The sequence below is a fragment of the Paenibacillus sp. GQ49 genome (genome assembly GCF_059759055.1).
Genome location: NZ_JCAXEL010000020.1, coordinates 49,741 through 65,009, shown reverse-complemented (window position 1 = coordinate 65,009; position 15,269 = coordinate 49,741). Strand labels below are relative to the sequence as shown.

The window sequence follows — 15,269 nt, the reverse complement described above, 5'->3', positions numbered from 1 at the left end:
CCCTTTTCTTTTGCTGGTTGGTATGATCAGTCCGTTTAGTTCCGCTCTGGCAGTATCTCTTGTTCAATTAACAACGATTCATCTCTGGATTCTTCTACCGTTGCTGCCACCTGCATCGTATGTTGACCGTAACGTTCTAACAGCAGATCCAGCGGCATGGCAATCATCTTGGGCACCAATTTGTCTGTACGCTGTTTCAGACGTTTGGTTCCTGCCGGGTGGATTACACTTAACAGCAGCTTCAAGTATACTTTGGATGCAGCACTGAACGGTCCAGGGGGCAATTCTTGTATGGTAAATCCGAATTTTTCTGGGCCTCTGTTAATCATGCTCACACCGTATATCGCCTTGGCAGAGCTTAACTCAGGTTCGAGTGCCACCATGCGTGCCAGATCCGGCAATTGCTGTTCCATGGTCCGGATCATACGAATAGCCAAATGCATACTGGAACGTGATGTCACTCCAAGTTCAAACAACTTCTGATTGTCAAAATGCAGTTCGATCACCGGATCTCCATTTTGAATAACATGGCCGTCATTCATCTCCACCCGCGCTCCGTGATATACACGTGATCTGAAGTGCAGCATGGGGTCCTCTGGCGAAGCCGTCCGCAGATGATATACCCAGTGAAACAACTTCTCCCAACCCAGCCACAAGGTCACAACGAGTCGCTTCCATAACTTCAGTGGTGTCTGTAATTGCGTTTTGTTCTGAGATTCGCTCACTGTGATACCTCCCATCAACGTATCAACGCGTACACTTTGCAGCCCAAGCCGTTCAGCTTCCTGCAAGACGACTTCCAGCGCCTGAAGCATCTGCTCCGGCGCGTGTGCATCTGCACCAAGGGTCGTTCCTCGATCATGCAGCAGCATGACCTCTCCGCCTCTCAGTTCCTTCAGCATCCGTTCGGTCAATCTCTGGGCACCTACTCGGCTTCTCCAGTCTTCAAACATGGAGGACCACAGTACAATCTTTCGTTCTCTCTTGCTGAAAAAATCAAACAGATTCATAATTCCCCACGGTGGACGATAATAACAAGTCTTCACACCGGTTACTTCATGGATAATTTGACCTGTTCGCTGAATCTGATCACGAACAGTACGCGGCCGCATGAGCCAGTTCGTCTTGTGAATATAATTATGAATGCCAATAAGATGACCTTCGTCATGTATGCGCTGAATAAGTTCTGGATGACTCGCAGCATGTTCTCCAACAACAAAAAATGTGGCTTTTGCTTGATGCTGACGAAGCAGATCAAGCAGTCTCGGCGTATAATGTGGATCTGGCCCATCGTCAAACGTTAATGCAAATTGTGTATCACTTCTTCCCCGTCGAAATACACGAAAACCAAAAAGCCTGCTAATCAAACTCGGAATAAAGGCGTAAAAAGATGAAAGATACAATAACCACAGTAGAATACTCTGAAGTATCATTGTCATGTTGCAAGCTCCCCACTTCTCCTGCTGAATTACGGTGCACTATGGGCACTATCTAAAATAAACCTCCTTTAATTTTATCATAATTCAGACTTTTCTTGAATCCTGTTTTCCCAAAAAGATAGCTATCGTGTACAATAAATACAATCTAAATATTGCATCAAAGGAGCCATGTCCATGCTACCGCTTTACAAAAAATACGGGCGAACTGTCTTTGACATCGCATTGCTCATATTAACCGTGTATGTGATCATGTACAGTTTCAGTCAATTATACCAAGTGGCTGCACCCGTCTTTCTATCATTCATTGTGTATTGGATGATTGAACCACTGGCCAAATTTTTACATCGCAAAGGGTTGCCCAAGACGCTTGGAGCCGCCATCTCCGTCTTGTTGTTTCTTGCATTAATTGTCGCTGCCTTTTTTGGTGTGGGCTTAATTATCATTTCACAAATTTCCAATCTTCAAGATAATTTCCCCGTCTACATTGAGATGATACAACGTGAATTCACCAATCTGGTGTTATTCATTCAGGACAAGTCAGATGCTCTCCCTGATGGAGTTATGGAAAAAGCGAATGATTATTTTGCAACACTGACCGGGTTCCTGTCCAAATGGGTAACTAGCGGCGCGCAATTCGTCGTAGGTTTCCTCAGTTCATTCTCTTCGTTTATTACGAACTTCGGAATTGCGATTATTTTGGCATTTTTCCTCAGTATCGAGATTGAATCCTGGCGCAAGTTCGCCCGTGCGAAAACGCCCAAAACATTAAAGTTAGCTATTGAATTCATGCGTAATCACGTGTTCAAGACAATCCGCTCGTATCTGAAGGCACAGATGATCATGATGCTCATTACGTTTGTATTGATTTATGCAGGTTTGTTGATTTTGGGAACCTCTAATGCCTTTACCATTGCAGCAGTCTGTGCGGTTTTTGATCTGGTACCATTGCTTGGCGTTCCTGTTGTGTTTATTCCATGGATCGTCTACTTATTCATTATTGGCAATAGTAGCCTGGCGATTGGCCTGATTGTGATTCTGGCAGTGACGATGCTGACAAGACAATTGCTGGAACCGAAAATATCAGGTAACTCGATTGGTGTATCTTCGGCGTACTTGATGCTTTCGTTTATGCTGATCTCCCTTTCGATCTTTGGGCTGGCTGGTGTAGTGTTATCTCCAGTGCTTCTGATCCTTCTGAAAGAACTGTTACAACAAGGGTACCTGCAAAAGTGGATTCACCTGCCAAAAGATGAATTTGAGTCCTCTCCATTAGTCATGGACCCACCCGTTAATAAGGCCTCATCGAATTCTGCCGAATCTACTGTACAACGTCCCGTTCCTGCGAAGGATCATGAGGACTCAGCCAAATAGTCCATCACCTTCCTGAAAAGAGCCGTCGCCTGATGTTGGCTGTCAGGAGAGACATCTTGAACAAGAACAGCTACAGCATATTGGGGTTGTTCTACCGGCCCATAACCAATGAACCATTGATTGTTGCGCTTCTCTCCATGTTTCTGTACCTGAGCTGTACCTGATTTCCCTGCAACATGCCACCGTGCACGCTGCAGGGATTTTCCTGTTCCCTCACGGACTACTTTATTCATCCAGGATAACAGTTTATGCGCTGTTGCGGGAGCAATCTGTCCTGATGCTGAAGGTGAATCATGCAAGGGCATCTCCAGCATGGTGCCACCATCCGCATATCGGATGCGCTTAACGAGACGTGGTGCACTAACCTTTCCATCATGTAACAGTGTAACGATCAGATTGGCAGCTTGCAGCGGTGTGACCAAGACATCGCGCTGGCCGATTGCTGTCTGTATTTTCGCACCTTCATCAGCAGAAGAAACAGTCTCTGTTCTCACACGCCCGTGATCCTCATGATCAAAGTGTCGTAACACGGGCATTCCTGCCATCTGCTTCCCCTCCCAGCCAATCGGACGCGCGAGTCCCAGACGATCAGCCGTGTTCTCCAGTTGCTCCATACTAAGCCTGCGCGCCGTTTCAGCAAATACGATGTTGCAAGACTCAGCGAATCCTTGCTCCAGATTCAGGTCTCCATGCCCATGCTCCTTCCAGCAAGACAGCCCATATTTTCCGTACTCACCACCGCAATGGAATTCTTCTCTGGTAGAAACCGCATGATACTCCATAGCAGCAGCGGCAGTGACAATTTTGAAAATGGAACCCGGTACGGCTCCCTGTACTGCACGATTCCCCCAGGCCAATTGCTTCGGGTTCACATGTTGTGGCTGATAGAAAGGGCGGGAGATCATGGCACGAACATCTGCGTTAGCAGCATCTAACACAACAATGGCCCCTTCTTGTAATCCAGATTCTTGCGTCAACTCTTCCAACCCACGCTGTAACTCAGCATCCACTGTGGTTTCTACACGTAAAGGATAATGGCTATTGGTCGGTGCAATGACGTGCGGCTGAATATCAGGGATAATCTCTCCACCACCCGAAACCATGCGTGATACAAGCGTAGGGCCAATTCCCCTTAACAGGGGTTCAAGTGTCCTCTCCAGTCCAGCTGCCCCTGATTTCATAGCAAATGGCTGTTTTACTTCATCCTGATGCCCAGTTATAACCTTGGAGGACTCAGGCTGTTCAGCCAGATAACCCATCCACTGCATTCCTGTATGCCCCTGAAGATACCTTGTCATCATTGGATAGATGCCAGCTCCTTGCAGCTGCAAACTACGTAAGCGCTCCACCTGAGCAGCGGTCAAATGAACAGGCTGGTGTGTACCTGCTGTCCAGAAATGAGGTATATTTTCCTGATTCCATTCCTTCTTCAATTGATCCAGATCGGTATGTAATATAGCTGCCAACTGTATCATCTCGGAGCCTTCTAATGCCCCATGCTTGGGTAATGTCTCTAATGGTCCTGCCTGTGGAAAAAGAACCAATCCCCATTGCAGCTTACCGGTTAACGCTTCACCCTTGTAATCCGTAAATTGTCCCCGCCCTGGGTCAAGCATCACCCCACGTTCACGCTGCAATACAGACATTTCCCGTACCGTTCGGTGAAATCCGGGCATCGTCTGATTCACCTGAACAATCTGGACCCATCCCAATCGTAATATAAGCAATCCAAAGACAAGAGTTAGAAGAATACAAATTATATAGATTCGCCGTTTCGCAAGGAGATGCATCCCAATCTCACCTTTTGTCGTTTTGACATATTATTGCTGATAGGGCTTGGAATTATCCGGTAAACCAAAAGAAAACCTGTCCCATGTGCGGGACAGGTTCTCCTCATTTCAACCTTGGCTTGTTACACCGTAAAGCGTGACAAGGTTTCTTTCAGTTCAGTAGACACATTCTCCAGTTTGCCAGACAGATTGACCAGCTGGTTACTGATATTTTGTTGTTCACTGCTCAAGGAAGCTACTTCTTGGGACGTTGCAGAAGATTCTTCAGCTACAGCGCTGACATTGCTCATGGCTTCAGACAACGTACCTTGGGATTTGTTTAAATCTCCAATAGAACCTGTCACCATGCCCAGACGTTCCACAAATGCACCCATCTGTTCCTGCACGGAAGCAAAGATGACGTTGGTGTCTTTAACCGCATCCATCTGTTCCTTGAATAACGGATAGGCTGCAGACAAAGCATCCACGGTCTCATTCATTTCGGTCATGATTTTGTCTGTAATCTCTCCAACCATCTCAATGGATTGTCTGGATTGAGCCGCGAGCTGACGAACCTCATCAGCCACCACCATGAATCCACGTCCGGCTGCACCGGCACGTGCTGCTTCAATGGTCGCATTCAGGGAAAGGATATTTGTCTGTTTCGTTATGTTTTGCAGCACTTCAAGCACTTTCAAAACAGAAGACGTACTCTCCTTCAGCGAATCAACCTTATTCACCAGTGCACCAATCATTTCTTCTGTCTTCTGGGTTTTGGTCATCAACTGATTCAGATGTTGTGTTCCTGTCTGACTGGACTTCTCTACATGACGAGCAGAATCACCCATCTGTTCATTAGCAGCGATTACACTCTGCATCTGACGAGAGATATTGTCAGTTAATTCATTGCCACGTTCCGCTTCGGTTGCCAAACTGCCTGCACCGCCTGCGATCTCTTCTGTAGCTACGGCGATCTCCGAAGCAGATACAGCCGTTTTCTTGGATGCACTGCTCAGCTCAGAGGCCGTATCCAATACTTCCTGCGCAGAACGATTGGTTTGTTCAACCAGCTTAGTAATCTGCTCCATCATCAGATTGAAGGCAGTCGAGAGCTGACCAATTTCATCCTGGGAGCTATATGGTGTACGAACTTTAAGATTACCTTTTGCACCTTCCTGCATCAGGTCTTTCAATTTGCCGAGTGGACGAGCGATCATACGCACCATCCAGATCCCGATCAATACTGCAATCCCCGCATCAATCAGCGCCATCCACAGGGTCAGAGTCAAAATGCCTTTTGCGTCCTGAACCAAAACAGAGGTAGGTATCATACCAACCAGTTTCCAATTGGATGTATCCATCGTACTGTATACAGCCAGCATTTCCGTAGATTTGCCATCTACGACATACTCCGTATTCGTGCTACCTGCTGGTTCGGTCAACTCTTTGACAAATGTAAGCTCTGTATCTTGTCCCGTACGATCCGAGATGGAGGATGCAACCACTTTATTATCTGGAGCAATCAGTTGAAGAACAGCTCCTGGCCCCAGATCAAGCGATTTCAATTGTTCTTCCAAAACTTCCAGTTTCAGTTCAATAACCAGAACATACGACTGAGTAGTCCCCTGCAAGTTTTTCATGGAACGTGCAATTTTGAACGTTGGCATTGAGCCATCTTCTTTGACCTCTGTTGGAAGCCAGCGATAACCGCCCGCCTCAATCAACTCACTGTACCATGCTTCCTGGCGAATGCTGCCCATGGATGAACTGTTGTTGCCCGTACCCATAATGGACTTTGTATCGTCCGTAGGCACCAAATAAATCGCTTCCATAGATTTATTTGTAAATGCAACATTGGACAGTTGCTTGTTGATTGAACTTGAATTTACGAATGTATCATACGCAGTCAAATTCTTATCTGACATTTTTTGTAGCAAGGACTGCATTTCTGGATCAAAGAAAATCTGTGTGGATGTATCCACAAATCTCTCCAAAATGATGTCCATTTTTTGTTTGGTCTGATCAATGGTCTCCTGATTGGCACGTGAGGCATTTTTCTCTATCGTACCCTTGGCTTTCGAATAGGATAATAGACCTAAACTCACTACAAAAATCATAATTCCCGCAAAAAAGATCAAGAACAGTTTAACCCCTACGGATTTAACCGGATTTGCCTTCTTAATCTGTTGAAAAGAAGACCCTCCAAGGTTTTTCCAATCCCGGTTTTTCAATTGTTTCTTCACCCAATCAGTCTTGAGCCAGCCCAGCTTGAGCTTGCTACGATCAATCTTAAACATTCTTTTGCCATTACCTGTCGTTTTGCTTTTGACTACTTTTTCTTTCTTCACTTTCTGAACCTTCTCAGGGTTAACCTGCTCGACTTTTGTCACTTGCTCCCCACTGTCTTTCTGCTTCTTTTGAACCAATCCCATTCACCTGCCAGTAATTTACTTGTTAGATTTTTCTTTCTCTCCCCTATAAATATGTAGTATTCGACAGTTTTCTTCGTTCCCCTTTCACTTCGCAGAAATATTTTACAACTTTATTCCTATTTTTCTATAAAAAAAAGACCCCCATCTGCCGATAAACGGAGGTCCCCATGTAAACTTCATAACACTATTTTGTTAAATCATAATACAATATTGGCACAATGTAGGTATTTGAGCCTACTTCTTTTTTCTCATCATATCGAAGTACGAAACCGGTTGATCTACCTTCATTTTAATCAGTTGCAAAGGGTGACGAGCAGCATCCAGAACATTGCCTTCTTCATCCTGTATTTCACCGACCACCTGTTTGAAAAAGTGACCTCCCGGACCGAAAAATTCGATTTCCTGTCCTGGTTTGAAGTGATTGCGCTGTTGAATGGTTGCCATTCCTGTTTCGGCATCATACCCCATGACCAATCCAGCGAAGTCAAAAGGTACGGCCTTTTCTTCCGGTTCATAGATATGATCTTCATGGTCTGGTGTGTCATAGAAAAATCCGGTATTGAGCGGACGATTCGCCGCTTTGTTCATTTCTTCAACCCATTCAGGTTTCAGAACATAGTTTTCCGGGTCAGCCATATAGGCGTCAATGGCTTGACGGTATACGTTAACCACAGTTGCCACGTAGTGGATCGATTTCATACGTCCTTCAATCTTGAAACTGTCCACGCCCACATCAATCAACTCGGGAATATGGCCAATCATGCACAGATCCTTAGATCCCATGGAGAATGAATTATCCTGTTCCTGGAACAGGGGAAGCTGGTTCTCACCCAGTTTGAATGGCGCAGGTGCCTTCATCTGCATGTCCTCTTCGCTGACCCACACCGTATCTTCTCTCGCATCCTCGAACAGATCATATTTCCAGCGACAAGACTGGCAACAGCCACCCCGGTTGGAGTCCCGATCCGTAAAATGGTTGGAGAGTACACAACGTCCGGAATACGATGAACACATCGCCCCGTGAATAAAGGCTTCAATTTCGATATCCACATTGGCCTTGATCTCTTCAATCTCTTCAAAGCTGGTCTCACGTCCGAGAACAACTCGCGGGAGTCCTTCATCTTTCCAGAACTTCACGGCTTGCCAGTTGAGTGTGGATTGTTGAGTACTTAGATGTACCTCAAGGCCTGGCACAGCACGAAGGGCTACTTCAATAATAGCCGGATCAGCTACGATGATCGCAGAGATTCCCGCATTATAGAGGTTTTGCAGGTATGTTTCGATACCCTCAACATCCTCATTATGTGCATAGATGTTCGTCGCTACGAACACTTTGGCTCCATACTTTTTGGCAAACTCCACACCTTCTCGCATCTCTTCAAAGCTGAAGTTATCCGCGTTGGACCGCAGTCCATAAGCCTGTCCACCGATATATACGGCATCTGCACCATAATGGATCGCAAATTTCAGTTTTTCCAGATTACCCGCCGGAGCTAGCAGCTCCGGTTTGTCCAGACGGTTACGTTTACCCGAAAACTTCCGCTGTACCGCCACTGTTTCCATTCTGTTCACCTCGTCTATTAATACACTTGTTCTTTATAGAAAAATCCAAACGATAATTCACGTTCAGGGTCCTGTAACTTCCGTACCTCAGCGAGCCACTCTTCAGAGAAAGCATATGCATCAGCATCGGCTATATAACTGTCAATCGCTGTCCGATATGCACGTACAACAGCTTCATTGTAGGTGAGTGATTTTAACATGCCTTCAATTTTGAAACTGTGCACACCCGCCTCCATCAACAGATGAAGATCTTCGAGGATACAAATATCCTCTGAGCTCATAATGTGTGTGCCGTTAATGTCCTCATAGATCGGGAATTTCTCATCCCGGCGTTCAGCCTCGATCAGGAACAATCCCCGTTCTTTACCCAGATGTCCCTCAACCGGCCGCCCTTGATGAGCCATATAACTTTGCACCAGACTGCGCTTGGAATGATAAATATTCGTCATGCCATGCACCTGAACCTGAGCTTCCACCTTCAAAAAAGGAACCATTTCCGTCAACTCGTCCATATTCAGCTCTCGGGCAAGTACAACACGACTCGCTCCTTTGGTTCCCCAATAGTTGGCCGTCGCATAGTTCGTTGAAGTCATCTCCGCATTCCAGTGCAGCTTCACATGTGGAGCATATTCCTTCATGGTGGCCAGCACGGATGGATCATTAAACTCCACACCATCAATACCGATTCTGCCAAGTGCTTGGACATATTCAGGCAATTCTTTCAACAGTTCGTTGGACATCAGATTAGTCATGGATACATACACACGCGCCTGATGTTTGGCTGCAATGGCAACCACCTCTGCTGTCTCTTCCACGCTAAAGCTGCCTGGAAGACGCATGCCGAATCGATCATCTCCAATGACCAGAGCATCTGCTCCCGCCTGAAGCAGCACTTCTGCCTCTTTCACATTCGCTGCTGTAACGAGCAGTTCATGTTTCTTACTCATATAATCCCCTCCGCTTATTGCGCAGCCTTACTTTTGGCTATATTTTGCTGGTGTTCCTTATACGTTTTGGCAAATAGATGTCCAGACGAGCCATCCTTTTTTGTCACATAGAACAGATACTCCGAAGCTTCCGGATTTAGCGCTGCCTCAATGGACGGAAGACTTGGACTGGCAATTGGACCTGGTGGCAAGCCTTTGTTCAGGTACGTATTATAGGGACTTTTCACCTTTAGATCCTTGAAAAACAATCGTTCCTTCGGTCTGTCGAGCAGATATTGCACGGTAGCATCAATCTCCAGCTTCATATCCTGATTGATCCGATTGTAGATTACACCTGCAACCAGAGCACGTTCCTCGTCCACTACAACTTCTTTCTCCACGAGTGATGCAATCGTCAGCAGCTCATGCAGGGAAAGGTTCTTTTCCTGGAGCTTGGCTTCCAAATCAGGAATGGAATTAATCTTGGTCTGGAATTCTTCCAGCATCCGTTGCATCACATCATGCGTGGAACTTCCCTTTTTCAGCTCATACGTCTCCGGGAATAGATACCCTTCCAATACGTAGCGAAGTTCTTCATCCACTGGAATATCTTTGATGATATCTACATCAAAGGCCGAAGGATCATTGGCCAGCTTGATGAATTCATCCCGATCTACAACATGCTCATAAGAAAGCTTACCCGCCATTTGCAGAACGTTATAACCCTCCGGAATCGTAAATTTCACCATTTCCTCCGGTACAACTTCACCACTACTCAGCTTGCTAACAATCTCATCATATGTCACGCCAGGATTCATTGAATATGTACCCGCCATGAAATTAGAACCTATTTTCTTCCACTTTAAATACCCTTTAAAGGTTAACCCACTTCGAATGAGGCCTTCTTCTTGAAGCTGATCCGCGATTTTCGAAGTTCCCGATCCGCTCTTAATCTCGAATACGACCGGTTCTGTAGAAGCTTCCACAGGACGCATCATACTCCATACGTAACCGCCTGCGCCTCCGGCAAGAACTACAATGATAAGCAGTATGACTACAATTGCTTTCCCTTTCAAAAAAGAAACAACTCCTTTACACAACCAAAAAGAGCGGACTTCTCCGCCCTCCCGGTTTCTTCAATTTGAAGCTGATTTAATCTTCGTCAATGGGGAGTGTACACTCATCATACAGTTCCGAGATATTCTCCCACTCATCATCATCGTCGATCGTAACTAACTCTGGCATGATCTGGTCTTCACTTCCAGGTGATACCCGCAGAAGTTCAACCTCGTCATAAGGTCGCAACGAACTGCGGAGCACCGCGTACTGCTGACCGTTCACTTCGAACTCAGCCAACAAGTCATACGGTTGTGATTTACCGTTCTCTTCCTCGAGCTCAACATGAGCACCGAATGCCAGACGCAGTGAATCTGTCCATTTCAGGTCTTTGCGGCTATATTCCGTCATTTAGTTCGCTTCCTCTTCATCTTCAGCAAGAAATGTATTAAACGTCTCCTCGACGATATCCCATTCGGCATCATCTTGGATGACGAAAAGTTTAATATCGTCGCCCTCTTCTTCATAACGGAATGCATATACATCCGTTTCGCCATCTTCAGGTTCAACCGGAGCAACCATCATGTACTTGGCCTCCGAACCATCCACTTCAAACTTCATGATGACTTCAAATTCCTCTTCATTACCCTCGTCATCCGCAATGTAAATAATTTCCGCTTCTTCTTCCATACCCAGTTGATCTTCAGCCATTGTTGATCCCCCTCACCTTCTACTATTGGCATCCAAATAATTTTGCAAAATCAAGCTTGCGGCCATTTTGTCCACAACCTGTTTGCGTTTTTTCCGACTGACATCCGCTTCAATCAGCGTACGTTCTGCTGCCATGGTTGTCAGCCGTTCATCCCAAAGGTGAACAGGTAAATTCAGTTCATCCCGCAGGCGATCGGCAAAAGCAATGCATATCTCACCGCGCGGTCCTACGGTGCCGTTCATGTTTTTGGGAAGTCCGACTACGATCTCACTAATCTCATGCTCACGCACAAGTTCGGCAATCCGAGCGAACTCGCCTTCATCACGGCGGCGTTCTAGCACTTCCAATCCCTGGGCAGTCCAACCGAAGGCGTCACTCGCGGCAACTCCGATTCTTCGGTCCCCATAGTCCAAACCTAATATTTTCATCCATGCTCTCCCATCCTGGGGCCTGCTCAGGTCGATTACAAATAATCGCCTTCTCAAGCTTCAGGCTGTCTTCTGTCGGTTCATTTCCCGCTGCCTGCAAGGCTGCAACACAGCGGAAGCGGCGTACATTACCGGTGATTGGCCAGATAGGAACGTACAAGCTCTTCAATCAGCTCATCGCGCTCCTTTTTACGGACCAGACTACGTGCGTTGTTGTGACGAGGAATGTATGCCGGGTCTCCAGAAATCAGATACCCAACAATCTGGTTGATCGGATTATACTCCTTATCGACCAATGCATCATATACCGTGAGAAGAATCTCTTTGGATGATGCTTCCTGTTCGTCACCTTTCACATTAAATTTAACCGTCTTATCCATGGAGTCCATTGATGACACCTCGCTCCTGCATGAACATGGGGACCATGTCCTGCCGAATTGATTTCTGTTTATATAATAACATATTCTGACTGCCACAAGTAAACAAAGGATAAGGCAATTGTGTTTTTTGCTTGTCCTTTACTGGCTAACTAACGAAACCGCCAGTTTCAGCGCTTCATCCAGCTTGGTCGCATCCTTACCTCCGGCTTGCGCCATATCTGGACGTCCACCGCCACCGCCGCCGCATACTGCTGCGACTTCTTTGACGATTTTGCCTGCGTGTAATCCTTGTTTTACTTGTTCAGCAGGTACTGCTACAACAAAATTCACTTTGCCGTCCGCTGGAGCACCCAATACGAGTACTGCGTTAGGCAATTTTACTTTCAACTCATCTGCCACTGTACGCAGCGCATCCATGTTCGTAGCATCTACGCGTGCTGCCAGCAATTGTGTATTTCCTGCTTGTACCACTTGATCGGTCAATTGACCCGCTTCCATGGCACTCAGCTTGCTTTGCAGGGATTCAGTCTCTCTGGCTGCTTCTTTCAGTTGTTGGTTCAGACCTTCAATCCGTTTAGGTACATCAGCCACATTTGCTTTGAGCAGTGCTGCTGATTGTTTAAGCAGTTCCAACTGGCTTTCCACATACAGATATGCGCCGCGGCCAGTTACAGCTTCTATCCGGCGTACGCCGGAGCCAATTCCGCTCTCGCTCACCAGTTTGAAGATTCCAATCTCTGAAGTATTATTTACGTGACAGCCGCCACAAAGTTCCAAACTGTAGTCTCCGACTTGAACAACACGTACAATATCTCCATATTTTTCGCCAAACAGGGCCATTGCCCCCATTTCTTTGGCTTCATCAATAGCTTTCAGCTCGATGTTCACGTTCAGACGATTCCAGATCTGTTCGTTCACCTGACGCTCAATTTCTGTCAACTCTTCCGGCGTAATGCTGCCGAAGTGAGAGAAGTCAAACCGCAGACGCTGTGGCTCTACGAGCGACCCTGCCTGGTTTACGTGTGTGCCGAGAACATCTTTGAGTGCCTTGTGCAACAAGTGGGTTGCTGTATGGTTTTTGATAATGTCGCCACGTTTCGCAGAGTCTACTTCGGCGTTGATCACATCACCTACACGCAGTTCACCAGACTCCACAGTCACCAGATGTACATGTTGTCCGAGTGGAGCTTTGAACAAACCTTGTACTTTTGCTGTTACACTAGCACCTCGCAGCAAGCCCTGATCACTCACTTGACCGCCACTTTCCGCGTAGAACGGAGTCTTGTCCAGAACAACCTGACACGTTTGTCCTTCGCCTACAGATTCAACAAGGGCATCACCAGCTACGATGGCTACCACTTTTGCTTCCGTCAACAGGTCAGTATAACCAACAAACTCGCTTTTAACCTCCAGGTCAGCAAGTGGTCCGCCTTGGACTTTCATGCTCTCGTTCTCTTGACGTCCAGCACGTCCAAGCTCACGTTGTTTCTGCATGGAAGCATCAAAACCTTCACGATCCACAGTCAGTCCATGCTCTGCAGCATAATCTTCTGTCAGGTCAAACGGGAAACCGTACGTATCATACAGCTTGAAAGCTTCAGGTCCGCTAATAACGGTGCGTCCTTCGGATTTGGCTGTGCCGCTGATATCAGCCAGAATAGCCAGACCATCTGTGAGAGTTTCGTGGAAACGCTCTTCCTCGGTTTTGATTACTTTGGCGATGAACTCCTGTTTGTCTACTACCTCAGGGTAGTACATGCCCATCACTTCACCAACGGTTGTTGTCAATTCATACAGGAATGGACGGTCAAGTCCAAGCACTTTTCCATAACGAACTGCACGGCGAAGCAAGCGACGGATGACATATCCACGTCCTTCATTACTTGGCAGAACGCCATCACCTACTGCAAAAGCAACCGTACGGATATGATCTGCAATGACTTTCAGTGCAACATCAATCTCTACACTGTCGTTATATTTCACACCCGCAAGAGCGGCTGTTCTTTGAATCATCGGTTGGAACAGGTCTGTGTCGAAGTTGGAATCCACATTTTGCAGAATGGATGCAAAACGCTCCAAACCTGCTCCTGTATCAATGTTTTTGTTAGGAAGCGGTGTGTAGCTGCCGTCCTTGTTATGGTTGAACTGGGAGAATACCAGGTTCCATACTTCCAGATAACGTTCGTTTTCCCCACCTGGATACATTTCAGGATCACTCATGTCGTTTCCGTAAGCTTCGCCGCGGTCATAGAAGATTTCGGTACAAGGTCCACATGGGCCTTCGCCGATATCCCAGAAGTTTTCATCCAATTTGATGATACGCTCCGCAGGCAGTCCCACTTTTTCGTTCCACAGTTTGAAAGCTTCTTCATCTTCCGGATATACCGTAACGGAAAGACGTTCCGGATCGAATCCGATCCACTCTTTGCTAGTCAAGAATTCCCACGCCCATGTTACGGTCTCTTCCTTGAAGTAATCTCCAATGGAGAAGTTGCCGAGCATTTCGAAGAACGTATGGTGACGACGCGTTTTACCAACATTCTCGATATCATTGGTACGGATACATTTTTGGGAGTTCGCAAGGCGCGGGTTCTCCGGCTTCTCACGTCCGTCAAAATATGGTTTGAGCGGTGCCATACCTGCATTGATCCACAAAAGAGAAGGATCGTTGTGAGGCACGAGCGATGCGCTCGGCTCGATTTTGTGACCTTTACTTGCAAAAAACTCTATCCATTTGGACCGGATTTCACTGGCTTTCATACTGGATGCCCCCATTAAATTATAATAGTCCGTTGCGTATTCGCTCCGGTTGGTCAACATTGTTTTTGTAAAAATAAACACAAAAAACGCCCCTGAATAATCAGGGACGATGTTATCGCGGTACCACCCTGGTTATTGCTGTTCATCCCTTGCTGCCCGGACAAACAAACAATCTCCTCGTTCATGCGAAATAACGGTCGCTCCCGGCAGGGTTGTCCTGCACTCCGAAATTAGCTTTCCGCCGCTTCATCTTTCAAGACTCTTCCAGCCATCAGTTCAGGCTCACCCTGATCCGATGAAGTCTATTCTCTGAGGAAAGGAACCCTCGGCGTACTTTATTTCATCATCGATTTCATGTTCTCAACATACACACTCATTATATCGATAGCACAAGCGGGTGTCAACGCGACCTCTTTGATGTTTTCCCCCTGAT

12 protein-coding genes are annotated in these 15,269 nt (G+C 46.5%); 1 reads left to right on the top strand and 11 read right to left on the bottom strand.

Annotated features, from left to right (window positions below):
* Positions 1 to 35: 35 nt before the first annotated feature.
* Positions 36 to 1,439, bottom strand: coding sequence for a polysaccharide deacetylase family protein (locus AC6CIF_RS25780; protein ID WP_498202065.1), 1,404 nt, complete (start codon positions 1,437 to 1,439; stop codon positions 36 to 38).
* A gap of 174 nt (positions 1,440 to 1,613) precedes the next feature.
* Here AC6CIF_RS25780 and AC6CIF_RS25775 point away from each other — a divergent pair, with 174 nt between their 5' ends.
* Positions 1,614 to 2,810, top strand: coding sequence for an AI-2E family transporter (locus tag AC6CIF_RS25775; RefSeq protein WP_498202064.1), 1,197 nt, complete (start codon positions 1,614 to 1,616; stop codon positions 2,808 to 2,810).
* On the opposite strand, the gene AC6CIF_RS25770 is transcribed toward AC6CIF_RS25775, so the two are convergent.
* The 10 genes from AC6CIF_RS25770 to alaS form a co-directional block, all read right to left on the bottom strand.
* A complete protein-coding gene (locus AC6CIF_RS25770) occupies positions 2,789 to 4,486 on the bottom strand; it encodes a peptidoglycan D,D-transpeptidase FtsI family protein (RefSeq protein ID WP_498202063.1) in 1,698 nt (565 codons plus the stop codon). The genes AC6CIF_RS25775 and AC6CIF_RS25770 overlap by 22 nt on opposite strands.
* A 236-nt stretch (positions 4,487 to 4,722) precedes the next feature.
* Entirely contained in the window at positions 4,723 to 7,011 is a 2,289-nt protein-coding gene (locus AC6CIF_RS25765) for a methyl-accepting chemotaxis protein (RefSeq protein ID WP_498202062.1), read from the bottom strand.
* A gap of 234 nt (positions 7,012 to 7,245) precedes the next feature.
* Positions 7,246 to 8,574 (bottom strand): peptidase U32 family protein, encoded by a 1,329-nt coding sequence (locus tag AC6CIF_RS25760; protein ID WP_076252944.1) that lies wholly within the window; start codon positions 8,572 to 8,574, stop codon positions 7,246 to 7,248.
* A 17-nt stretch (positions 8,575 to 8,591) separates the two neighbouring features.
* Complete coding sequence (locus AC6CIF_RS25755) at positions 8,592 to 9,521, bottom strand: peptidase U32 family protein (RefSeq protein WP_222215759.1); 930 nt, start codon at positions 9,519 to 9,521, stop codon at positions 8,592 to 8,594.
* A 14-nt stretch (positions 9,522 to 9,535) separates the two neighbouring features.
* On the bottom strand, positions 9,536 to 10,576 hold the full coding sequence (mltG, locus tag AC6CIF_RS25750; protein ID WP_498202061.1) for an endolytic transglycosylase MltG: 1,041 nt from the start codon (positions 10,574 to 10,576) through the stop codon (positions 9,536 to 9,538).
* Between the two features lie 76 nt (positions 10,577 to 10,652).
* Positions 10,653 to 10,967: a DUF1292 domain-containing protein gene (locus tag AC6CIF_RS25745; RefSeq protein ID WP_047844066.1), complete on the bottom strand. Its 315-nt coding sequence runs from the start codon at positions 10,965 to 10,967 to the stop codon at positions 10,653 to 10,655.
* Positions 10,968 to 11,267: a DUF1292 domain-containing protein gene (locus AC6CIF_RS25740; protein WP_017686820.1), complete on the bottom strand. Its 300-nt coding sequence runs from the start codon at positions 11,265 to 11,267 to the stop codon at positions 10,968 to 10,970.
* A 12-nt stretch (positions 11,268 to 11,279) separates the two neighbouring features.
* On the bottom strand, positions 11,280 to 11,696 hold the full coding sequence (ruvX, locus tag AC6CIF_RS25735) for a Holliday junction resolvase RuvX (protein ID WP_036616953.1): 417 nt from the start codon (positions 11,694 to 11,696) through the stop codon (positions 11,280 to 11,282).
* A 128-nt stretch (positions 11,697 to 11,824) separates the two neighbouring features.
* Positions 11,825 to 12,085 carry an IreB family regulatory phosphoprotein gene (locus AC6CIF_RS25730; protein ID WP_036616950.1) on the bottom strand — a complete coding sequence of 87 codons (261 nt, stop codon included), beginning with the start codon at positions 12,083 to 12,085 and terminating at the stop codon, positions 11,825 to 11,827.
* A gap of 129 nt (positions 12,086 to 12,214) precedes the next feature.
* Entirely contained in the window at positions 12,215 to 14,836 is a 2,622-nt protein-coding gene (gene alaS / locus AC6CIF_RS25725; protein WP_498202060.1) for an alanine--tRNA ligase, read from the bottom strand.
* Positions 14,837 to 15,269: the final 433 nt, after the last annotated feature.